The 21482-nt window shown below is 62.7% G+C and carries 18 protein-coding genes and 1 pseudogene; 4 read left to right on the plus strand and 15 right to left on the minus strand.

Going from position 1 to position 21482, the window contains the following annotated elements:
- Positions 1–2 precede the first annotated feature (2 nt).
- Entirely contained in the window at positions 3–1040 is a 1038-nt protein-coding gene (locus tag ACLH0I_RS19365; protein ID WP_250964284.1) for an AraC family transcriptional regulator, read from the plus strand.
- Between the two features lie 48 nt (positions 1041–1088).
- Here ACLH0I_RS19365 and ACLH0I_RS19370 read toward each other — a convergent pair whose 3' ends face one another.
- From ACLH0I_RS19370 to ACLH0I_RS19420, 11 genes and pseudogenes are all read right to left on the minus strand, one after another.
- On the minus strand, positions 1089–1223 hold the full coding sequence (locus ACLH0I_RS19370; RefSeq protein ID WP_264083855.1) for a hypothetical protein: 135 nt from the start codon (positions 1221–1223) through the stop codon (positions 1089–1091).
- Between the two features lie 119 nt (positions 1224–1342).
- Positions 1343–2233, minus strand: coding sequence for a DUF2242 domain-containing protein (locus tag ACLH0I_RS19375; RefSeq protein ID WP_411385135.1), 891 nt, complete (start codon positions 2231–2233; stop codon positions 1343–1345).
- 229 nt (positions 2234–2462) lie between these two features.
- Positions 2463–2735 carry a DUF971 domain-containing protein gene (locus ACLH0I_RS19380; protein ID WP_250964282.1) on the minus strand — a complete coding sequence of 91 codons (273 nt, stop codon included), beginning with the start codon at positions 2733–2735 and terminating at the stop codon, positions 2463–2465.
- The gene (locus tag ACLH0I_RS19385) at positions 2732–3694 is read right to left on the minus strand and encodes a HEAT repeat domain-containing protein (protein WP_411385136.1); all 963 of its coding nucleotides are present in this window, start codon (positions 3692–3694) and stop codon (positions 2732–2734) included. The genes ACLH0I_RS19380 and ACLH0I_RS19385 overlap by 4 nt, the downstream gene beginning before the upstream one ends.
- Positions 3691–4539 carry an ABC transporter ATP-binding protein gene (locus tag ACLH0I_RS19390; RefSeq protein ID WP_411385137.1) on the minus strand — a complete coding sequence of 283 codons (849 nt, stop codon included), beginning with the start codon at positions 4537–4539 and terminating at the stop codon, positions 3691–3693. The genes ACLH0I_RS19385 and ACLH0I_RS19390 overlap by 4 nt, the downstream gene beginning before the upstream one ends.
- Positions 4539–5321, minus strand: coding sequence for an ABC transporter permease (locus tag ACLH0I_RS19395; RefSeq protein ID WP_250964279.1), 783 nt, complete (start codon positions 5319–5321; stop codon positions 4539–4541). The genes ACLH0I_RS19390 and ACLH0I_RS19395 overlap by 1 nt, the downstream gene beginning before the upstream one ends.
- A 127-nt stretch (positions 5322–5448) precedes the next feature.
- A complete protein-coding gene (locus ACLH0I_RS19400) occupies positions 5449–6855 on the minus strand; it encodes an ABC transporter substrate-binding protein (RefSeq protein ID WP_411385138.1) in 1407 nt (468 codons plus the stop codon).
- Positions 6856–7093: 238 nt separating this feature from the next.
- Positions 7094–7339: a ferredoxin family protein gene (locus ACLH0I_RS19405; RefSeq protein ID WP_003180418.1), complete on the minus strand. Its 246-nt coding sequence runs from the start codon at positions 7337–7339 to the stop codon at positions 7094–7096.
- Positions 7340–7363: 24 nt separating this feature from the next.
- Positions 7364–9095: pseudogene (locus ACLH0I_RS19410) on the minus strand (fumarate reductase/succinate dehydrogenase flavoprotein subunit).
- Positions 9092–9844 (minus strand): GntR family transcriptional regulator, encoded by a 753-nt coding sequence (locus ACLH0I_RS19415; protein ID WP_411385139.1) that lies wholly within the window; start codon positions 9842–9844, stop codon positions 9092–9094. Before ACLH0I_RS19415 ends, ACLH0I_RS19410 begins: the two are co-directional and overlap by 4 nt.
- Positions 9845–9927: 83 nt before the next feature.
- A complete protein-coding gene (locus ACLH0I_RS19420; RefSeq protein ID WP_411385140.1) occupies positions 9928–10971 on the minus strand; it encodes an AraC family transcriptional regulator in 1044 nt (347 codons plus the stop codon).
- A 207-nt stretch (positions 10972–11178) separates the two neighbouring features.
- Here ACLH0I_RS19420 and ACLH0I_RS19425 point away from each other — a divergent pair, with 207 nt between their 5' ends.
- Positions 11179–12123, plus strand: a complete 945-nt coding sequence (locus ACLH0I_RS19425) for a transporter (RefSeq protein WP_250964273.1) — start codon at positions 11179–11181, stop codon at positions 12121–12123.
- 196 nt (positions 12124–12319) lie between these two features.
- Here the strand turns inward: ACLH0I_RS19425 and ACLH0I_RS19430 are convergent, their stop codons facing one another.
- The 3 genes from ACLH0I_RS19430 to ACLH0I_RS19440 all read right to left on the minus strand — a co-directional run bounded on the left by ACLH0I_RS19430 (position 12320) and on the right by ACLH0I_RS19440 (position 15329).
- A complete protein-coding gene (locus ACLH0I_RS19430) occupies positions 12320–13618 on the minus strand; it encodes a D-arabinono-1,4-lactone oxidase (protein WP_411387535.1) in 1299 nt (432 codons plus the stop codon).
- 113 nt (positions 13619–13731) lie between these two features.
- Positions 13732–14106: a c-type cytochrome gene (locus tag ACLH0I_RS19435; RefSeq protein ID WP_411385141.1), complete on the minus strand. Its 375-nt coding sequence runs from the start codon at positions 14104–14106 to the stop codon at positions 13732–13734.
- A gap of 338 nt (positions 14107–14444) precedes the next feature.
- Positions 14445–15329, minus strand: a complete 885-nt coding sequence (locus ACLH0I_RS19440; RefSeq protein WP_186710588.1) for a LysR family transcriptional regulator — start codon at positions 15327–15329, stop codon at positions 14445–14447.
- A 130-nt stretch (positions 15330–15459) separates the two neighbouring features.
- On the opposite strand from ACLH0I_RS19440, the gene ACLH0I_RS19445 reads away from it, so the two are divergent.
- Positions 15460–17103, plus strand: coding sequence for a GMC family oxidoreductase (locus ACLH0I_RS19445; protein ID WP_411385142.1), 1644 nt, complete (start codon positions 15460–15462; stop codon positions 17101–17103).
- 204 nt (positions 17104–17307) lie between these two features.
- A complete protein-coding gene (locus ACLH0I_RS19450) occupies positions 17308–18930 on the plus strand; it encodes an MFS transporter (RefSeq protein WP_186730828.1) in 1623 nt (540 codons plus the stop codon).
- 43 nt (positions 18931–18973) lie between these two features.
- Here the strand turns inward: ACLH0I_RS19450 and ACLH0I_RS19455 are convergent, their stop codons facing one another.
- On the minus strand, positions 18974–21451 hold the full coding sequence (locus ACLH0I_RS19455) for a TonB-dependent siderophore receptor (protein WP_411385143.1): 2478 nt from the start codon (positions 21449–21451) through the stop codon (positions 18974–18976).
- Positions 21452–21482: the final 31 nt, after the last annotated feature.

Here is a 21482-nt window from a genome sequence, read left to right on the forward strand (position 1 = left end):
ACATGAAACCGCAGCCGATGCGCCTGGGGGACCTGTCGGTAGGCTTCGTCCATAGCCTGGCTGACGCGGTCGCCAGCCATGGGCAGGACCCCAAGCCCCTGCTTGAACAGTACGGCCTCGACGCCGCGCGCCTGGCCGAGCCCGGGGCACGCCTGTCGATTCCACGGTACATGCGCCTGGGCCACGCCGCGATTCAGCAGACCCAGGACCCGGCCCTGGGCCTGCGCATGGGTCAGCTCGGCCGTTTGAGCCAGGCCGGGCTGGCCGGCGTCACCGCTGCCCAGGCGCCGACGGTACGCGAGGCGGCCCGCTGCATGATCCGCTTCGAGCCGCTGTACGGCTCCAACTATCGCGGCCAATCGAGTTTCCATGAGGATGCCCGCGGCGCCTGGCTGCGGTTCTATTCCATCAGCCCGTATAACGCCTACAACCGCTTCGTCGTGGACTCGATCATTGCCGGCTGGCTGGCGCAATTATCCAGCGTCAGCGGCGTCGCGCTGCGGCCCGAACGCATAGACATCGAATTCGAGGAACCGGCGTATCTGGAGGCCTACCGCACACTCGGTGACTGCCCGATCCAGTTTGGCGCCGAACAGAATCAACTGCGCCTGGGCCTGGACAGCCTCGCCCAGCGCAACCCGCAGCATTGCCCCAGTACCTGGCATCACCTGGTTCAGTTATGTGAACGGGAACTGGAACAGCTGACCCGCACCCGCAGCCTGCGCGAGCGCATCATCCAACTGCTGGGGCCGTTGCTCAGCGGCGGCCGGGAACCCGACCTGGAAGAAGTGGCGGCTCGCCTGAAGCTGCCGACCTGGACCCTGCGTCGCAAGCTGGCCGAGGAAGGCACGCAGTTTCGCGCCATCCTCAACGACACCCGTCGCGACTTGGCCATGACCTACATACGCGATACCGAACTGGCGTTCGGCGAAATCGCCTACCTGTTGGGGTTTGCCTCAGCCGAAGCCTTTCAACGGGCCTTCAAGCGTTGGAATGACCAGACGCCTGGGGAGTTTCGCCGTAGCCACAGAGGGCGTTGAATTTCAAGCGTTGGGCTTGTTGCTCAAACCTTGCTGCTTGCAACTCGCTTACAACTCCGTTGCATCTTCGGCGGGTTCCAGCGGGTCCAGTTCGTAGGCCTGGTATTCCAGCAGCTCTTCCTGATAATCATCCATTACGCGTCCTTCCCCTGTCGTTGAACCAATGCCTGATGGCGCTGGCATCAGCATAAAGCTGCTTTATGAACAAAACATGAAGCAAAGGCTTCATGAATTAAACGTAGCACAGGGTCGGGAAATTACTGCGTGAAGTGTGGCAGGAAGTCACTCCCTGCCGCTGGATCTCAGGAGGCCGGAAGCGGCTGGATCGGCTCGGTCGGGGCCGGCAACGAGCTGGACGGTGGTGGTGGCGGTGTCACGGTTTCTGTCGTCGGCGCAGACTCGAACGATTCAGGCGCAATCGGCGCGGGCTCGCTCGGCGGTGCGACAGGCTCCGACACCGCAGGAGCGGTTTCGACAGGGGCCGGCGCAGCCTCCTCGACGGGTGTGGCCGCTGCAGGCGCAGGCGCAACAGGCTCGGCCGCTGGAGCTGGAGCTGGAGCCGGATCTGGAGTCGGTGCAGGCATCAAGGCAGCCGACTCGGCCTTGGTTTCCGGTACACCCAGCTCAGCCTTCGGTTTGTCGGCATTCTCGGCGGCTTTCTTCGCTTCGGGAGGCAGGAACAGCTCTACCAAGGCAAAGAAACGCTCATAGAACTTGGCCGCCGACACGGTTTCGCTGGCGACCTTGACCATCGAATCATCCGAGGAGCCGATCGGCATCGACACCGAACCCAGCACGCCCACGCCCAGGCTGGCGGAGTTGTTGGTTTTCTTCAGGGCATAACGGTCCTGCAAGGCGTTGGCGAACATGGTCGCCCGGTGTCCGGTACCGCCATCTTCGGCACAGACCAGGTTGAAACTGATCTCCATATGGGTTTCGCCGGTCTGCTGGAAACTCTTGTGACCGCTGACCAGCTTCGGATCGCTGCTGGTGATGATATAGCCCTGGCTGAGCAACGCCCGGCGCCCGGCTTCGCAGGTGGCCGCGTCACTCACCGGATACGTGCGCGAGAACGTGCCGGAATCATCGAAGTTCTCGTGCTCATAGATGGCGGTTTTCTTCGACGAGCAACCGGCTGCGGCGGCCAGCACCAATGCAAGCCCTACGGTGCGCATGGGAAATGATTTGAACATTGAACATCCTGAGAGAAACGGTCCGGGGCGTATTGTGCAACAGAACGCGACCAGGCAGCGTGGCTAATCTTGTTTCATGGGGGGTGCGAGTTTACTGGGGGTTGTTTGCAGGAAAAAGATGTCAATCCGGTAGATCGACGAACACCCGCTTCAGGCAACAAACAGACACAAAAAACCGGTGTTTTGGCCCAGTGCTGTTCACTTGAACGGTTAGCGGGGACTTTGATTGTCACAAACCCGCCAGATAAACCCAGGGGAAAATCCCCCGCTCATGCCCGTCACTGAACACCAACTGAACCCCATAGCCCTGGGCATTGATTCCAACCACCCGGACCCGCGGATCAACCTGAACCGTCAGCCCCTGCAAACGAAACGCCCGGCACTGGGAACAGGGACATTGCCGGCGCAGAAGGGCATGGTCCAGGTATTGTTCACGGCCGTCAGGCCAGTTGAGCTTCAGTTGCCCTTTGTCCCGGGAATTGCCCATCGCCAGCGGGCTCATTGCAACTGACCCAAGGCAATGCGCACGGCTTTGCGCACTTCCGGGTCACCATCGTCCCGTGCCGCTTGCAAGGCAGCAATAGCGCTGCGATCGTTCAGTTCTCCCAAGGCCAGGGCCGCCTCCTTGCGCAGGTTGCTGATGCGATGGCCCAGGGTTTCGATCAAGGCCGCCAACGCCGGGACATAGCGCAAACGCCCCAGGCTGCGGGTCGCCCGCAAGCGCACTTGCCAGTAATCATCGGCCAGCGCCTCGACCAGGGCCGGGCCGGCATCGGCGTGACCGACCTTGCCCAGGGTCGTGGCGGCCTCTTCGCGCACCGCCCAGGCCGGATCCCGAAGGGCCTGGCGCAGCGCCGGCAAGACTTGCGCATCCGAAGCCAGGCCAAGGGCCCCGGTGGCGGCACGGCGCACATCGGTGTCTGGGTCATCACTGGCCAGCCGGGCCAGGGCCGGCAAGGCGTCGAGGTGCTTGAGCCAGCCCAGCACGCCGACCGCTTCGCGGCGCACGCTGGCCTCGCTGTCGACCAAAGCGGCGAGGGCCGCCGGCGCAGCGTCGGCCAGGCGCAATTCACGCAAGGCCCTGAAGGCCGCGACGCGCACACCGGCCTCGGCATGTGCCGTCCAGGGCAGGATCACCCTTCCCGCCGCCTCGCTCTTGAGCAGGCTCAGGCTCTGGGCGGCAGCGACCTGAACGCTCGGCGATGGATCGGTCAGGGCCTCGCACAGGGCCGCCACCACCGGCGCGTCCTCCCAGGCTTCGAGCAAGCGCGCGGCTTCGGCACGCACGTCGGCACTGGGGTCCCCGGCGAGGCGGTCCACCAGCCACAGCAGGCCTTCAGGTTCCTCAAGGTCGGCCAGTTCGATCAGGGCGATACGGCGCACGCCCGGGTCTTCGTCGGTCAGGCGTGGTTGCAGGGCGAGGATGTCGTCGTTGTCGGTGTTTTCGAATAGAGAGGTCATAGGGCAAATCGCGGCAAGGAGGTTTCAGGGGGAAGCCCGAGGGGATTGAGGCGCGGCAACTGCCGGCCGTCTTCATGACGCAGCAGGTCGAGGCAGTGGCGCTTCAAACGGGAAAATTCAGGACGGGTCACCAGTTCAGTCGTGCGTGGCCGTGGAAAGTCCAGGCGCAGGTCTTCGATGATCCGTCCCGGACGCGGGCTCATCACCAGCAAGCGATCGGCCAGGAACAACGCCTCGTCGATGTCGTGGGTCACGAACACCACCGTGGTACGGATGCGGGTCCAGATGTCCAGCAGCAGCGCCTGCATGTTCAAGCGGGTCAGGGCATCCAGCGCACCGAAGGGTTCGTCCATCAGCAGCAACCGTGGACGGTTGACCAGCACCCGGGCGATCTCCACCCGCTGCTGCATGCCCCCGGAGAGCTGGTCCGGCCAGTGCCCGGCGAAGCCTTCCAGGCCCACCAGCGCGAGGATTTCATCGGCGGCCCGGTGCCGTTCGACCCTGCCCAAGCCGCGCATCTTCAAGCCGAACGCGACGTTGTCACGCACGCTGCGCCAGGGGAACAACGTGTGTTGCTGGAATACCATGCCGCGTTGTGGCGACGGGCCGGAAACGCTCAAGCCGTCGACATTCAAACTGCCGGAATGCGGTTGCAGATGCCCGGCCAAGGCCCCGAGCAAGGTGGACTTGCCGCAACCGGACGGGCCAAGGACACAGACGAACTGGCCCGCCTCGATCCGGCAATCGAGGCCCTGGACCGCTTCGAACGCCTGGTTCCCCTGGCCAAGGACAATGGACAGTTGACGGATATCGATCCGCCCTTCGGGTGTTTGCATCACGCTCATCAGGCTTTCCCTCGTGGTCGATGCCAAGGCGTGAACAACCCGCCCAGGCGTTTGATCAACAGGCTGCTGCCCATGCCCAACACACCGATCAGTAACATGCCGACCACGATGTCGGCGTAGTTCTGCACGGTGTAGGAGGCCCAGGTGTAGTAGCCGATGCCGTATTGGCCGGCGATCATTTCCGCGGTCACCAGGCAGAACCAGGACGTACCCATGCCGATGGCCAAGCCGGTGATGATGCTCGGCGCGGCGCCCGGCAGAATCACTTCCAGCAGGATCGCCCGGCGTCCGGCCCCGAGGCTTTTCGCCGAGGCGATCAGCCGGCGGTCCACGCCTTCGACGCCGTGAACAGTGTTGAGCAGGATCGGGAACAGCGCGCCAGTGAAGGTGATGAACACCATCGACAATTCCGACGAGGGAAACATCAGGATTGCCAGGGGAATCCAGGCCACCGCCGGGATCGGCCGCAGCACTTCCAATGGCGGCAGCAACAGGTCTTCGGCCCATTTCGAACGGCCGATGGCCAGGCCCAGCGCCACGCCGATCAACAGCGCCGCGCCATAACCGGCAAAGACCCGGCCCAGGCTGCTGCCCAGGTGCCGGGCGAGATTGCCCGATTCACCCAGGCCGAGCGCCGCCTGGACCACCGCCAACGGGGTCGGGACGTTGGCGAAGGTCACCAGGCCGAGGTCCCAGTGGCCGTTGGCGGCGAGCTGCCAGAACAACAGGCAGAGCAGCAGTGAAGCGGCTCGCAGGAGCCAGCGTTTGGATGGTGGGTACACAAATCTTCCTCCGGAGTGGAATCCTTGTGGGAGCGAGCTTGCTCGCGATGGCGTCAGATCAGTTGAAGTTGATGTGACTGACACACCGCCATCGCGAGCAAGCTCGCTCCCACAAGTTATTTGCAAGTCAGCGGGCAGCGACCGCCTGGGTGGTGGCCTCGCTGAAGTCGAACACCTTGCCGCCCTGGGCCGTGGCAAATTGCTGGGCCTGGCCCTTGAGCAGGAACGCGCTGAGTTGGCCCTTGGCATCACTGGCGAACCACGCTTGCTCGGCCAGCAGCTTGATCCCGCTGTCGCTGGCCTGGGCATAGACGGCGCGAATGCCCTTGCCTTCCTGCTTGAGGCTCGCCAGCGCGGCGAAGGCCGATTGTGCCGAGGCGTAATGGCGCACTTTCGCCTCGCCGCGCACCCATATCTCGGCCACATGGCGGGCATCGGCGATCGCCTGGCCGGTCGACGCATCGCCGTTGCCCAGCGGCGTCTGGGCGTAGTTGGCCAGTTGCGCGGTGTAATCGAGGTTCGACGCCTTGAAGGCGGCGCGGATGTACTGGTCATCGATGAAGGTGTTGAGGTCCAGGCCGCGATCAGCCTTTTTCAGCAGCTTGAGGGTATCGATGGCCGTGCCGACGGCCTGGCGGTATTCCGGTTTCCAGGTCAGGTCGCGGGTCTGCACGCCCAGGGGTCCGTGGAACAGGTAATTGACCTCGGCATCCACCCCGGTGACCTTGGCGATCAGCTCGCTGTACTTCTCCGGCTCGGCGGCCAGCAGTTGATTGGCTTCGATGGTCGCGCGCAGATAGGCGACGACGATTTCCGGGTATTTCCTGGCATAGGCCTGGTCCACCAACGCGCCATGGAACGTCGGGGTGTTAGCCTGGGCACCGTCGTAGATCTTGCGGGCGAAACCCCGGCTGGGGAACAGTTCGGCGAATGGCACGAAGTCGGCGTGGGCGTCGATCTTGCCGGCTTGCAGCGCGGAACCGGCCACCTCCGGCGGCTGGGCAATGATGTTGACGTCCTTGAGCGGGTCCCAGCCTTGGGCCGCGACGGCGCGCAACAACATGCCGTGGGCGGTGGAGGCGAACGGCACGGAAATGGTCTTGCCCTTGAGCTCGGCCAGTGACTGCACGCCAGACGCGCTGGGCACGACGATGCCGTTGCCGCTGCCCTGGGTGCTGCCCGACAGCACGCTGATGAACAGGCTGTGCTTGCCGGCGGTTTCGAACGCCACGCCGTTGAACGCACCGGGGAAATCGGCCATGGCGCCGAAGTCGAGTTTGCCGGCGACCATCTCGTTGGTCAGTGGCGCACCGCTGGTGAAATTCTTCCACTGGATATCGTATTGGGCGTCCTTGTAGGCGCCCTCATGGGGCAGGTATTTATCCAGCAGGCCCAGTTCCCGGATCAGCAACCCGCCGGCGGCGCAGTTGATGGTGGTGTCCTGGGTGCCGATGGCGATACGGATGGTTTCTGCCTGGGCAGGCAAGGTCAATGAAGCCAGTACCAGACCGGCGAGTGCTGCACGCAATAGCATGGGTATGTCCCCTCGAATCATTTATTGGTTTTTCGTCTCCGCCGCGATCAGGGCGCGGTGGGAAACGAGGGGTGTTCTGGGTTTGGCGTCCGGGGGTGGCCGGATGGCCTTTTGTGGTGTCTGTGGTGGCCTCATCGCGAGCAAGCTCGGCTCCCACAGGTTTATAGGCGTGCAGAACAATCGCGGCTGGCTTCGATCCCCTGTGGGAGCGAGCTTGCTCGCGATAGCGTCCTGTCAGTCAGCGCAACAGATACGGAATTTCCACTTTCACCGCCCCGGTCGGGCAGTCCTTTTCACAGGGCATGCAGTACCAGCATTCGTCGAACGCCATGTAGGCCTTCTGGGTCGCCGGGTTGATCGCCAGCAGGTCCATGGGGCAGACATCCACGCAGACGGTACAGCCCTTGTGGGCGATGCATTTGTCCTCGTCCACGGTGACGGGGGCATTGGAGCGAAAAAAGATTTCCTGGGGTTGATAGGCCATGGGCGTTTTCTCTGGGTGAAGGGGTCACGCCGCGTCGGCACCGACCCGCAGCCGGTCGTAGGCCTGCAGTTCGTCGGCATCGAGGGCGATGATGTAGGGTTCGACAGCTTTCTTGAATGAGGTCATCGCGCCGTCATCACCCTTCTTCAAATGGCAATGGCAAAACCAGTCGCTGTCGTTGCGTTGCGGATGATCAACCCGATAGTGGTACAAGCCCCAACGACTTTCGGCGCGAAACAGCGAGGCGCGGGCGGCCATTTCGGCGCAGTCGCGGATCATGCTGACTTCCATGGCCCGCATCAGTTCATGGGCGTTGTGGGCCTTGATCTGATCCAGGTCACGCTGGATATCGCTGAAGCGTTGCAGGCCGATCTGCATTTTCTTGGTGACTTTGGGCGGTTGCAGGTAATCGTTGACGAAGCGGCGCAGCTTGTATTCCACCTGGGCCGGCGGCAGGCCATGCTCGCGCTCCAGCGGCGCGTAGACACGTGTTCTCTCCCGTTCGATCTGCCCGGCATCCAACGTCGAGAATTCCTTGCCTGCCACAAAGTCCGCGGCATTGTTGCCGGCAAACCAGCCGTAGGTGAACGCACCGAGCATGTAGTTGTGCGGCACCGCCGCCATGTCGCCGGCCGAGTACAGGCCCTTGACCGAGGTCTCGGCCCGTTCGTTGACCCATACCCCCGACGCCGAATGACCGCTGCAAAAACCAATCTCGGAGATGTGCATCTCCACCATCTGCGTGCGGTAGTCAGTGCCACGGTTGGCATGGAATTGACCGCGACTGGGTCGTTCGTTGCTGTGCAGGATCTCTTCGATGTTCTGGATGGTTTCCTCGGCGAGGTGATCGAGCTTGAGGAACACCGGACCATTGCCGCCTTCGAGTTCCTGGTGGAACTCCCACATCATCTGCCCGCTCCAGTAGTCACACTCGATGAAGCGCTCGCCCTTGTTGTTGGCGGTGTAGCCGCCCAGGGGGCCGGTGACATAGGCGCACGCCGGGCCGTTGTAATCCTTGATCAGCGGGTTGATCTGGAAGCACTCCAGGTTCGCCAGTTCGGCACCGGCGTGATAAGCCATCGCATAACCATCACCAGCATTGGTCGGATTCTCATAAGTGCCCATCAGATAGCCCGAGGCCGGCAATCCCAGGCGCCCCGCCGCGCCGCAGCAGAGAATGACCGCCTTGGCCTTGATCACATGAAAGTCGGCGGTGCGGCAATCGAAGCCCATCACACCGTTCACCGCACCCTCCTCGTCGGTCAGCAGCCGCGTGCAGACCAGCCGATTGGTAATACTCACCCGCGCCCGTTTCAGTTGGCGATAAAGCACCTTCTTGATGTCGTGCCCTTCCGGCATCGGCAGCACGTAGGCGCCCATGTGATGAACCTTTTTTCACCGCATAGTCGCCGGTTTCGTCCTTCTCGAACTTCACCCCCCAGCGGTCCAGTTGCTCGATCGTTTCGAAACTGTGGGTCGCGTAGGCGTAAACCGCCGCCTGATTGACGATGCCGTCGTTGGCGATGGTGATTTCCTTGGTGTACTGCTCAGGGGTGGAATGACCGGGGATGATCGCGTTGTTCAAGCCGTCCATGCCCATGCTGATGGCGCCGCTGCGCTTGACGTTGGCCTTGTCCACCAGCAGCACGCGCAGATCACGGTTGCGCTCCTTGGCCTTGATCGCCGCCATGGGACCAGCCGTACCACCGCCGATGACGACGATGTCGTATTCCTGTTCCAGGGTGTTCCGAGTCATGCCTGCGTTCCTTTTTGCCGGTCGATCCGCAAGCGGTACTGGAAGGCATCGCCACGGTAGTAGAGGTGTTCGAAGTCCAACGGCTGGCCGTGGGCGTCATGGGTCAGGCGCTCGATGCGCATGATCGGCGAGCCTGGTTCGACCTCCAGCGCCTGGGTCAGGTCGCTGTCGGCCAGTACCGCATCGATGGCCAGATCGGCATGTCCCAAGGTCAAGGCGCAGTCGTTTTCCAGGATCAGGAAAATGTCCCGGGTGACCAGGTCAGCCTTTTCCAGTCGTTCACCGAGGACCTTCGGCAGGTAGGTGATCTCCAGGGAAACCGGCTCGCGGTTGATCAAGCGCACCCGTTTGATCTGCGCCACCACTTCCCCTTCGACCAACTTCAGGCGCTCGGCCACGAGTTTGTCGGCCGCGATGAACTTGAAACTGATCAAGCGGTTGATCACCTCGAACCCACGCCCGGTCATGGACTCGGCCAAGCCTTGGAGGGTGCTGACGTTCTGGAAGGTCTTGGGCTTGGCCACGAATGTGCCTTTGCCGTGGATCTTGAAAATCAGGCCTTCCTTTTGCAGATCGCCCAAGGCCTGGCGCACGGTGATGCGACTGACCCTGAACAACGCGCCAAGCTCGCTTTCCGAGGGCATCTGGCTGCCTTGGGGGTATTCACCGTCGAGAATCCGCGCACGCAGCACGTCTCGCAGTTGCGTGTGCAGCGGTACGCTATTGAGGGAAAGAACGTTGTCGGACATGGCCTTCATCACTTGTCATAACGAGTTATGACGTGATCTTAGGAAAGCTCACACGGCTTGAGAAATATTGTTTGGACATATCCTTAGAGCCGAGCGTCAGTACTCTCATTGCGAAACGCGCTGGGGCTCATGCCGGTCCAGCGCCGGAACGCCCGGCGGAAGCTGCGCACATCGCTGTAGCCGACCTCTTCGGTAATGCGCTCGATGGACAGCTCGGGGTTAGCCAGCAGGTTCAAGGTGCGGCCGCGGCGCACTTGTTCGAGCAAGGCCTCGAAGGTCAGGCTGTGTTCGGTCAGGCGCCGACGCAGGGTGCGGCTGCTCATGTTGAGGTCGCTGGCGATTTTCTCGATGTGGCTGCCCCGGGCCAGGTCCCGGGCAATCGCCCGTTCCACGGTCTGGATCAGGTCGATCTTCTGATAGACCTCGCAGGCCTCCTGCTCGAGCAAGGCCAATGCCTGGCGCAGCGCCAGCGGGTGATGATTGGGCAAACGCACATCCAGCCAGCGCACGTCGATCAGCATGCGGTTGTGCCGGCAACCGAAACGCACCTCCGGCCCCAGGATCCGCTGGTACGCCTGGGCATAGGACGGCGCGGCGTGCATGAATTCCACGGCCTGGGGCTTGAAATCGGGCCCCGCCAGCGCCCGGCCGTAGACCATCAGGCTGGCGAAGAACTCTTCCACGGAAAACACCTGGATCTCGGCGAAAGGCAGGCGACATGTGGCCTCGACCATGATCAGGTCAGTGGCCTCTTCGACACGGGTCACGGCGATGCCGCCGGTGGTGTGCTGGTAACGAACCCCGAGGGCGAAGGCATCGCGCAGGGTTTCGCACAGCGACAAGACGTGACCCAGCAGGCCGAGGGTGCCGAGCACGTTGCGATCGCCCACCCATAACCCCAGCCCCTGGTCAGGCAACAGCTTCAGTGCACGTTGGATCATGACCACGGCCTGGCGATAGGAAATACGCTGGGCGGGATCTTGCAGGTCATCGAGGTCGAACCCCAGGCCGCGACACAGGCTGGCGGCATCGAAGCCTTTGTCCGCCACCACCTCGGCCAACGTTTGCAGCAAAAATGGCGATACCAGCGCCAATTCATAGGTGGGGTCGATGACTTTCATCTGCATGGGGCGGGTTCCGGAGCACGTTAGGTGGCGTTTTTGTAACCGGTTATTTCATAAAGTTAGCATGAGCCGCTGGATAGAGGGGTAGAAAAATCTGGCCGCCCAAGTCCCCTGTCTGGCCGCCAATACCCTGCCCTGTCGGCGGCGAACGGCTTATTTGTATGACTCGGACCTCCGGTGCATTTCCAACAATAATAATGAGCCCCCCACATGAACCCGATCCGCACGACATTCGCCTTGCAATTGACCCTCGGCCTGGCCTGCGGCGCAGCCCTGCCCGCCTTGGCCACCGAATCGGGGGTCGACAACATCGGCCCAGGCACCGATGGCTTTTTCGTGCTGCCGCTGGAAGTCGACAGCCTTCCCGACCACATGGTCGCGTTCAACCTCTACTACAACCATTACAAGGCCCGGAAATTCAACATCAGTTCGTTGGGCGGCGAAGTGCCGGATGTCGAAATCGAATCCACGGCAGTGGTCCCGCGTATCGATTACCTGAGTCCGTTGCGAGTGGCCGGTGGACGCGCAGGGATCTACATCGCCCAACCCTGGCTCAAGCAGGAAGTCTCGGTGTTCGGCCTGCATGACACCCGTGAAGGCATGGGCGACACGACCATTTCACCCATTGTGCTCTGGGACATGGGCAAGCACCTGACCCTGGCCGCGGCGGTGGAAATCACTGTACCCACCGGCGAATACAGCACCGATCGACTGGCCAACACCAGCAACAATTTCTACACCTACAAGCCGCTGTTTTCCTTCACCTGGTTGCCCACGGAAGACACCGAGGTGTCGATGAAGACCACCTACAGCTTCAACCGCAAGAACAAGGACACCGACTACCGTTCCGGGCAGATTTTCCACTTCGACTATTCCGCCAGCTACCGCGTGACCGACAACCTGAGGCTGGGGCTCAACGGCTACTACCTCAAGCAGACCACCGACGACAAACAGTACGGCCGCACCGTGCAATTCGCCGGGCAGGATGTGGACGACGGGGTCCGCGGCCAGGTCTTCGCCATCGGCCCGGCGCTGCACCTGACCTTCCTCAAGTACGCCAGCGCCGAGATCCGCTGGGCCAAGGAGTTCGAAGTGGAGAACCGCACCGAAGGCGAAATGCTCTGGGCCAAGATCAGTATTCCGTTTGCGTTCTAGAGGGCCTTTGTGGCTTTTGTGGCGAGGGAGCTTGCTCCCGCTCGGCGGCGTAGCCGTCGTAAGCCGGCTGAGGTGATCTGTCTGGAAAACTGCGTTATCCGATTTGGGGCTGCTGCGCAGCCCAGCGGGAGCAAGCTCCCTCGCCACAAGGGTTGTACCTGGCAGGACAGAATCAGCCAACCAGCCATTTGAAACCTCAGCTCACCCCCAGAATCGATGCAAGGTGCCCATTGAGAAACTTGCCGCCAGGGTCCAATGCCTGGCGCACCTGGGTGAATTCGGTCCAGCGCGGGTACAACGCCTGGAGTGCCTTGGCGTTCAGCGAATGCAGCTTTCCCCAATGCGGACGGCCCTGGTATTTCCAGAAGATCGGCTCGATGGCGGCGAAGAAATTGTGGTGGTCCATCTGGTAATGCTGGTGCACGGAAATTGAGCAACTGTCCCGGCCTTCGAACATGCTCAAGGCGATGTCGTCGGCCTTCACGTAGCGGTATTCGATGGGAAACCAGGTGCGCAGGTCCTTGTCGCGGATCAGCGCGAGGATTTCCCGCAGGCACGCCGGGCCGTGTTCGGCCGGGACTGAATATTCCATCTCGTTGAAACGCACGGTGCGGGCGTTGGCGTAGATGTCATGGGAATCACCGACGCGGTCATCGAACTCGGCCACCAGCCGCAGGCTGTTGAGCAGCGCGCGCCGGATCGCTGGAAAATCGCTGCCGTACTTGTCGAGGTTTTCGATCAGGGAGACGAACTCGTTGCCGCCCTCCTCCTCGGGACTGATCGGCGGCGTGGCCGGATCGGTGGTCTCGTTCAGGGTGATCGACAGCGCATAGTCGGAATGGGTGACGACTTGCATTTCCCAGTGCTGGTTGTCCCGAGTGTTGGTGTGCACGTCCTCAAGCAACTCCTCGGTTTTCGCCACCCACTGGTGCTCGCGCAAGCGATAGGCCGCGCGGTTTTGTAAACGCACGCGGGTCACAAGCCCCAGCGCACCAAGGGACACCCGGCCGGCCTGGAACACCTCGGGATGACGCTGGGCATCGCAATCGAGGACCTCGCCATTGGCCGTCACCAGTTGCAGGCCGACCACTTGGGAGGCGTATGAGCCAAAGGCCTTGCCAGTGCCATGGGTCGAGGTGGCGATGGCACCGGCCAAGGTCTGGTAATCGACGTCGGCCATGTTCGGCAGTGCCTGGCCGATGGCCTTGAGCGCCGGGCCCATGCGGGACATGGGCGTGCCGCCGCCGAACTCGGCTTGCAGGCTGGCGCCGTCGTGGTCCAACAGGCCACTGAAAAAACTCAGTGACAACAAGGTGCCGTCGGTGGGCACCAGGGCGCTGAAGGAGTGCCCGGAACCCACCGGCCGAATCCGTCCTTCGGCGCGGCGCATCACCTGCACCAGTTCGTCGAGGTCCTTGGGGGCCAGGCGCGCCGCCGGCAGGCAACTCTGCGCACCGGACCAGTTGCGCCACGGGATCAAGCGAGGCGCGCGCATCAGCTCGGCCAGGGCGCCCTGGCTGCCCAGTGCGGTAAAGGCGGCGACAACGCCGGCCTGTTGCAGCAACCGACGCCGTGAGTAGTCCATCGTCATGCCGAAAGTACCCGTATTTATTGTTGGAAGTGTTGGCCGGACATGAAGGCGATCAGGGCCAGGAACTGCTCTTCGGAACAGTGCATGCACAGGCCCATCGGCGGCATGCCGTTGTAGCCGTTGATCGCGTGGTCCAGCAGGGTCTCGGCGCCCTGGGCGACCCGCGGGGCCCAGGCGTTCGTATCGCCGGTCAACGGCGCCCCGGCGCCGGGGTTGGCGTGGCAGAGTTTGCAACTGCTGTCGTAGACCTGGGCCAGCGCCGCATCGCTGGGCATGGCTGTGAACACCGTGGGCGCGGGGGGCTTGGGCTCTTCGCCGCAGCCGGCGAGCAGGCTGCCGAGCAGCACGATGACGGCGGAGTGAAGCAAGGTTGAAGGCGAGATTGCCAACATAGGGCCCCTCTTGGCTGCGCTTTTCTTGTTGTGGCTCAACACTAAGGCACGCCAGCGCGTCGGCTGAGGTCATTGGGGGCCAGAAAAGGGGGCTTGGGCGGCCAGGGCATTCACTGAGCCCCCTGTGGCCAGAGATTGCTCCCGCTGGGGTGCGAAGCAGCCCTGAGCCTGTCGCCTCGGAAAACGGCGGGTCGAGATTGAGCAACCAGCACTGCCCTCTGTGGGAGCGAGCTTGCTCGCGATAGCGGTCTGTCTGTCACCCTATGTGTTGAATGCGCCGACATCATCGCGAGCAAGCTCGCTCCCACAGTTTTTGTTTTGGGGCTGTCGCATAAAGCTCAGGGCAACAACAACCCCTGCTCCCGCTCGCACAACTGCACCACGTAATCCCACAACACCCGCAGGCGGACGGACTTGTGCAGTTCGCGACGGGTGCTGATCCAGTAGCTGCGGCGGATGGTTTCGTCCGGCAGCAGCGGCACCAGCGTCGGGTCGCCGCTGGCCATGTAGCACGGCAGCACCGCGATCCCCAGGCCCGAGCGCGCGGCCTGTTGCTGGGCGATGACGCTGGTGCTGTGAAACACCACTCGAGGGTTGCGGCAAAAGCTGTTGAGAAACATCAGTTCCTGGCTGAACAACAGGTCGTCGACATAACCGATCCAGGCATGGCGGCCCAGGTCCTCGCGGCTGCGCAGTGCTGGCGAGCGATCCAGGTAGGCCTGGCTGGCGTACAGCGCCAGGCTGTAGTCGGTGAGTTTGCGGGTCACCAACAGGTCGGCCGCAGGGCGTTCGAGGTGGATGCTGATTTCCGCCTCACGGTTGAGGATGCTGACAAAGCGCGGCACCGCCACCAGTTCCACCTCCAGCCCCGGGTAGCGCTGGAACAGCCCGTCCATGCGGCTAGCCAGGAACATGATGCCCAGACCTTCGGTCACTCCCAGGCGGATCTTGCCCAGGGGTGCGCTGGACTGGGTGATGTCCTCCTGGGCCAGCAACGCCACGTTCTCCATGGCTTCGGCGTGTTTGAGCAAGGTCTCGCCGGCCGGGGTCAGTTCATAGCCCTGGGCATGCTGGACGAACAGCGCGGTGCCGAGGCTTTTCTCGATGGCCTCGATGTGCCGGGCCACCGTGGCGTGGGTGGTGTTCAGCCGTCGGGCAGCCGTCAACAAACGCCCGCTGCGTTGCAGTTCCAGGAAATAGCGCAGGTCATTCCAGTCGAACATGGGGCGATCCTTGAACGCGCCTGAAGGCAGGGCTGTTTATAAACGCACAGCGGCTGCGCAAAAACTAACATTCTTTTGACGAAAACTAACAACTAGGATGGCTCCCACAACAACAAGAATGAGGTCGCGAATGCAACCTGTCGTCGATGAATACGATTACGTGATCGTGGGCGCCGGCCCTGCCGGGTGCTTGCTGGCCAATCGGCTTTCGGCCAACCCGCAACACCGGGTCCTGCTGCTCGAAGCCGGTGGGCGCGACAATTATCCGTGGATTCACATTCCGGTCGGCTACCTGTTCTGCATCGGCAACCCGCGCACCGACTGGTGCTTCAAGACCGAAGCGCAACCGGGCCTGCAAGGCCGCGCCCTGAGCTACCCGCGCGGCAAGGTCCTGGGCGGTTGTTCCTCCATCAACGGCATGATCTACATGCGCGGCCAGGCTGCCGATTACGACGACTGGGCCGCCGAAGGCAATCCCGGCTGGGCCTGGAAAGACGTCCTGCCGCTGTTCCGCCAGAGCGAAAACCACTTCGCCGGCGCGTCTGAATTCCACGGTGCCGGCGGCGAGTGGCGGGTCGAACGCCAGCGCCTGTCATGGCCGATTCTCGATGCCTTCCGCAGCGCCGCCGAGCAGAGCGGCATCCCCAACGTCGACGATTTCAACAGCGGCGACAATGAAGGCTGCGGCTATTTCCAGGTCAATCAGAAAGCCGGGGTGCGCTGGAACGCGGCCAAGGCGTTTCTCAAGCCGATTCGCCAGCGCGCCAACCTCACCGTATTGACCGACGTCGAGGTCGACCGGGTGTTGCTGCGTGACGACCGCGCCCATGCCGTCAGCGCTCGCTGGCAAGGCAAGGGCATGACCTTCAAGGCCCGCAAGGAAATCGTCCTGTGCGCCGGCGCCGTGGGTTCGCCGGGGATCCTGCAACGCTCCGGGATCGGCCCGCGCAGCTTGCTGCAACGCCTGGGCATCGGCGTGACCCATGAGTTGCCCGGTGTCGGCGGCAACTTGCAGGACCACCTGCAACTGCGGCTGATCTATCAGTTGGAAAATGCCCGCACCCTGAACCAGATCGCCGGCAGCCTGTGGGGCAAGATGGGCATGGGCCTGCGCTACCTGTACGACCGCAGCGGCCCGCTGTCCATGGCCCCCAGCCAACTCGGCGCATTCGCCCGCTCGGGCCCGGAGCAGGCCTCGGCCAACCTCGAATACCACGTACAGCCGTTGTCCCTGGAACGCTTCGGCGAACCGCTGCACAGCTTCCCGGCGTTCACCGCGTCGGTCTGCGACCTGCGCCCGCAAAGCCGTGGCCGGGTGGACATTCGTTCGGCCGACCCACACGAGGCGCCGCTGATCCAGCCCAATTACCTGGGTCACCCCGAAGACTTGCGAATCGCCGCCGACGCCATCCGCCTGACCCGACGCATCGTCGCGGCACCGGCCCTGAGCGCGTTCAAACCGGTGGAATACCTGCCGGGCCCCAGCCTGCAGACCGAAGAGGAACTGCACCAGGCCGCCGCCCGCATCGGCACGACGATCTTCCACCCGGTCGGCACATGCCGCATGGGCCAGGACGGCCACGCCGTGGTGGATGCGCAACTGCGCGTGCATGGCATCAAGGGCTTGCGCATCGCCGATGCCTCGATCATGCCGCGCATCACCTCGGGCAATACCTGCTCGCCGACGCTGATGATTGCCGAGAAGGCGGCGCAGATGATGCTCGAGGCAGACACCCGAATCAGCACGCCGCAAAAGGAGCCTGCCACGGTCTGAAAAACAAGTAAGCCCCCTGTGGGAGCGAGCTTGCTCGCGATGACGGCGTCACATTCAACACCTAGGTGCCAGACAGACCGCTATCGCGAGCAAGCTCGCTCCCACAGGGGGATGAGTCGATTCAAGGAAAGTGTGTCAAATCAGGAGACGCCACCCCGGCGTCGCAGTGGAACAACAAAAACAATCACTGTGAGGGATACCGCTATGTCCGAGCATGTTCAGCCCCTGGAAGCCACGCGCAGCGCTGGCACCAGCCAGGAAACCCAGAAAGTCATCTTCGCCTCGTCCCTGGGGACGGTGTTCGAGTGGTACGACTTTTTCCTCTACGGCGCCCTGGCGGCGGTGATCAGCAAGCAGTTCTTTGCCGGGGTCAACGACACCACCGCGTTCATCTTCGCCCTGATGGCCTTCGCCGCCGGTTTCATCGTGCGGCCGTTCGGGGCCCTGGTGTTCGGTCGGTTGGGGGACATGATCGGGCGCAAGTACACGTTCCTGGCCACCATCGTGCTCATGGGCCTGGCGACGTTCTGCGTCGGCCTGCTGCCCAACTACGCCAGCATCGGCATCGCCGCGCCGATCATCCTGGTGGTGTTGCGCATGCTCCAGGGCCTGGCCCTGGGCGGTGAGTACGGTGGCGCGGCGACTTATGTCGCCGAGCACGCGCCAATGGGCAAGCGCGGTTTTCATACCAGTTGGATTCAGTCCACGGCCACCCTCGGGCTGCTGCTGTCGCTGCTGGTGGTTTTGGGCTGCCGCTACTTCACCGGCGATCAGTTCGAAGTCTGGGGCTGGCGCATTCCTTTCCTGCTGTCGATCCTCCTGCTGGGCATTTCCACCTGGATTCGCCTGAGCCTGCATGAGTCGCCGGCCTTCCTGAAAATGAAAGAGGAAGGCAAGTGCTGCAAGGCGCCGATTCGCGAATCCTTCGGCAAATGGGAAAACCTCAAAGTGGTGCTGATCGCCCTGTTCAGCATCAACGCCGGGCAAGCGGTGACCTTCTACGCCGCGCAATTCTATGTGCTGTTTTTCCTCACCCAATTCCTCAAGATGGACCCGGCCCTCGCCAATAGCCTGCTGATTGTCAGCGTGGTGATCGGCGCACCGTTCTTCATCTTTTTCGGCTGGCTGTCGGACAAGGTCGGGCGCAAACCGGTGCTGATGATCGGCCTGCTGCTGGCGACTGCCCTGTACTTCCCGATCTTCAAGACCTTGGCCCACTATGCCAACCCGGCCATCGACCTGGCGAGCCGCCAGGCACCCATCACCGTGATCGCCGATCCGGCCACCTGCACCTTCCAGTTCGACCCGGTGGGCAAGGCGCGTTTCGACAGCCCTTGCGACAAGGTCAAGACCTTCCTGGTCAAGCAAGGCCTGCCCTACAGCAGCGTCGCGGCCCCGGTCGGCAGCACGGTGCAGATCAGCGTCGGTGACGTGAAACTCGAAGGCTACGACGAGGCGGCCCTGCGCGGTGCGGTGACCCTGGCCGGCTACCCGCAACAGGCCGATGCGCAGCAGATCAACCGCCCGATGATCGTGGCCTTGATCGTGGCGCTGATCATCATCTCGGCGATGTGCTACGGACCGCTGGCGGCGTTGATGGTCGAACTGTTCCCGACCCGCATTCGCTACACCTCCATGTCCCTGCCCTACCACATCGGCAACGGCTGGTTCGGCGGTTTCCTGCCCACCGTGTCGTTTGCCCTGGTGGTCTACACCGGGGATATCTTCTATGGGCTGTGGTACCCGGTGGTGATCACCGGGGTGAGCCTGGTGGTGGGCATGATCTGCCTGCGGGAAACCAAGAACGTGGACCTGGATACCAACTGAGGGGCAGAACCGTGGCGAGGGCACTGGCGCCCTCGCCACCGCCTCAGAAGCGCGCCTTCATCGTCATGGTGAAGTTGCGCGGCTCACCGTAATAGTTGCCGAAACCCTCGGTGCCGATGGTGGTGTAGTAGCGCTTGTCGAACAGGTTGTTGCCATTGAGGGCCACCGACCAGGTGTCATCGATGCGGTAGCCAACGCGACCGTTCCACACCGCATAACCGGCCTGGGTGATCTTCTCGCCGCTGACCGGCGATACACGGAAGTTGTCGCTTTGGGCATTGACCCCGGCGCCGACACTGAACCGTTCCAATGCCCCGCCGAGGGCATAATCGCCCCACAGGCGCAGCACATGGCGCGGCACGTAGCTGTTGAACGAGCCGCCGTTGAGGCTGGTATCAATGTCGTCGAGGGTCTTGGTCTGGGTGTAGGTGTAGCCGGCCAGCAATTGCAGGCGCTCGATGACTTCACCGCTGATCTCGGCTTCGAAACCCTGGGCGCGCACCTTGCCGGCGTTCTCATAGCAGTAACCGTCCGAGGACGCACAGCTGGAGGCGTAGTCCGTCTGGGCCTGGTCTTTCTGCACTGTGCGGAACAGGTTGAAGGCACTGTTCAGGCGTCCCTCGAACCACTCGCCCTTGATCCCCAGCTCATAACTCTCGCCCACCAGGGGCTTGAGTGCCGAGCCGCTTTCGGAGCGGTAGTTGCCCTGGGGCGTGAAGATATCCGAATAGCTGGCATAGGCCGTCAGGTGCTCGTTGAGGTCCAGCAACACGGCGGTAAACGGCGTGACTTGGCCCGTCTCCGTGCTCTTGGCGTGCTCCGAACCGCCGGTGAGGAACTCCGAATCGGTCTTGGAGCTGTACCAGCTCACCCGGCTGCCGACGACAAACGTCAACGGGTCCGCCAGTTTCAGCCGCAGGGTCGAATACATGCCGTGCTGCTCGGTCAGGGTCTTGACCGGTCCACCGCGCGTCGAGTTTTCGATGAAGTAACTGTCGTCCGGTTCGGGAATATGCCGATCTGGCTCGAACACATTCTGCTTCTGGGGCAGCAGTGCCACCGAGAAGAAGTCATCCTTGTCCGAGCGGCTGGCGTTGAAACCGACGATCAACTCATGTTGTTGCCCCAGGGCGTCGAACTTGCCGTCCAGGTAGGCGTCGAGGCCGTAATCGACCTGGTCATAGTCGTACATGCTGCCCAGCATGTTGGTGGTCGAGGTACCGGGCGCCACCGAGCCCGATGCAAAGGCGTATTTGATGTCCTGGGTATTTTTGGTATAGACCCCGGCGACCTTCACGGCCCAATCGTCATTGAGGTGATGGGCGATATCACCGAACACCGTGGTCCGCTGGCTACGCCAGGTGTTCCACGACGGGTCCAGGCAGGTGGAGCGGCTGAGTTTCAGGTCGCTGCCGTCCCGGTAGCGCGGCAGCCCGCCCCAGCAGGGGCTTGCATCGACGTCTTCATAGGCAACACCCAGGCCGAGCGTCGTGTCGGGCGACAGGTCGAAGTCCAGGGCGCCGTAGTAGATCTGGTCCTTGCGCCGGGCATCGTCGTAGAAATAATGCCGGCTCTGCTCGGCGATCACCGCCCTGCCCCGCACGGTGCCGGAATCATTCAACGGGCCACCGGTATCGACTTGCCCACGGTAGTTGTCCCAGGTGCCACCGGACAGGCTGAGTTCGGTCTGCGCCGTGGTCTGGCCGCGTTTACGCACGAAGTTGACGCCGCCGGACGTGCCGCCTGCCCCCTTCATCATCCCGGCGGCGCCACGCAGGACTTCGACACGGTCGTAATAAGCCATGTCGCTGCTGAAACTGTCGGCCTGGACATAGCTGTTGCCCATGTCCAGCGGAACGCCGTCGTATTGATACTGGCCAGACATGCGGAACCCGCGGGAGTAGAAATACTTGCCGCCCATGGTCGAGTCGTAGACGGTGATGCCAGGCGTCTTCTCCATGACTTGTTCGATGGTATTGAGGTTCTGGTCATCGAGCATCTTGCGGGTGATCACCGTCACCGACTGCGGCGTTTCGCGCAGGGAGTGCTCGCCCTTGCTGATGGTGACCGCCCCCGTCGTGTAGGAATTGCTCTGCTCGGTGGTCGCCCCGAGCCGCTGCGCCTCGATGCGGGTGGCGCCCAGTTCCATGGCCGAACCGTTGGCAGGCAGCCGGCGCAGCACGTACGTGCCGTTGGCCTGGGGCTCGGCTTGCAGGCCACTACCGCCAAGAATGCGGGCAAAGCCCTCGCCCACGCCGAAAGAACCTTTCAGGCCGGGCGATTGCAAACCTTCGAGTTGCCGAGCATCAAACGAAAGGGCAATACCGGCGGCGCTGGAAAAACGGGTCAGCACATCCACCAGGCGGCCGGCGCCGATATCGTAGGCCTGCACCGCACTCTGCTGCGCCGCAGCCGCTGCAACCGGGCTGGCATTCATGGCCGTGGCGCCAGCGGTCGTGACCGCCAGCAAGCCGATTTTCACTGCAAACACCAGACGGCCTGGCGCACTCACCCACGTCATATTTCCCCTCCCCCAAACGGTCAATAAAAAC

The organism is Pseudomonas sp. MPB03 (genome assembly GCF_046605385.1).
GTDB lineage: Bacteria > Pseudomonadota > Gammaproteobacteria > Pseudomonadales > Pseudomonadaceae > Aquipseudomonas > Aquipseudomonas zanjanensis.

Bases quoted from the DNA above. Each gene is read 5' to 3' on its own strand.
- ACLH0I_RS19415 (WP_411385139.1), bottom strand. From the start codon at position 9,844: ATGTCCGACAACGTTCTTTCCCTCAATAGCGTACCGCTGCACACGCAA.
- ACLH0I_RS19385 (WP_411385136.1), bottom strand. From the start codon at position 3,694: ATGACCTCTCTATTCGAAAACACCGACAACGACGACATCCTCGCCCTG.
- ACLH0I_RS19450 (WP_186730828.1), top strand. From the start codon at position 17,308: ATGTCCGAGCATGTTCAGCCCCTGGAAGCCACGCGCAGCGCTGGCACC.
- ACLH0I_RS19365 (WP_250964284.1), top strand. From the start codon at position 3: ATGAAACCGCAGCCGATGCGCCTGGGGGACCTGTCGGTAGGCTTCGTC.
- ACLH0I_RS19445 (WP_411385142.1), top strand. From the start codon at position 15,460: ATGCAACCTGTCGTCGATGAATACGATTACGTGATCGTGGGCGCCGGC.
- ACLH0I_RS19375 (WP_411385135.1), bottom strand. From the start codon at position 2,233: ATGTTCAAATCATTTCCCATGCGCACCGTAGGGCTTGCATTGGTGCTG.
- ACLH0I_RS19400 (WP_411385138.1), bottom strand. From the start codon at position 6,855: ATGCTATTGCGTGCAGCACTCGCCGGTCTGGTACTGGCTTCATTGACC.
- ACLH0I_RS19425 (WP_250964273.1), top strand. From the start codon at position 11,179: ATGAACCCGATCCGCACGACATTCGCCTTGCAATTGACCCTCGGCCTG.
- ACLH0I_RS19455 (WP_411385143.1), bottom strand. From the start codon at position 21,451: ATGACGTGGGTGAGTGCGCCAGGCCGTCTGGTGTTTGCAGTGAAAATC.
- ACLH0I_RS19405 (WP_003180418.1), bottom strand. From the start codon at position 7,339: ATGGCCTATCAACCCCAGGAAATCTTTTTTCGCTCCAATGCCCCCGTC.
- ACLH0I_RS19435 (WP_411385141.1), bottom strand. From the start codon at position 14,106: ATGTTGGCAATCTCGCCTTCAACCTTGCTTCACTCCGCCGTCATCGTG.
- ACLH0I_RS19370 (WP_264083855.1), bottom strand. From the start codon at position 1,223: ATGCCAGCGCCATCAGGCATTGGTTCAACGACAGGGGAAGGACGCGTA.
- ACLH0I_RS19380 (WP_250964282.1), bottom strand. From the start codon at position 2,735: ATGAGCCCGCTGGCGATGGGCAATTCCCGGGACAAAGGGCAACTGAAG.
- ACLH0I_RS19440 (WP_186710588.1), bottom strand. From the start codon at position 15,329: ATGTTCGACTGGAATGACCTGCGCTATTTCCTGGAACTGCAACGCAGC.
- ACLH0I_RS19430 (WP_411387535.1), bottom strand. From the start codon at position 13,618: ATGCGCGCGCCTCGCTTGATCCCGTGGCGCAACTGGTCCGGTGCGCAG.
- ACLH0I_RS19390 (WP_411385137.1), bottom strand. From the start codon at position 4,539: ATGAGCGTGATGCAAACACCCGAAGGGCGGATCGATATCCGTCAACTG.
- ACLH0I_RS19420 (WP_411385140.1), bottom strand. From the start codon at position 10,971: ATGCAGATGAAAGTCATCGACCCCACCTATGAATTGGCGCTGGTATCG.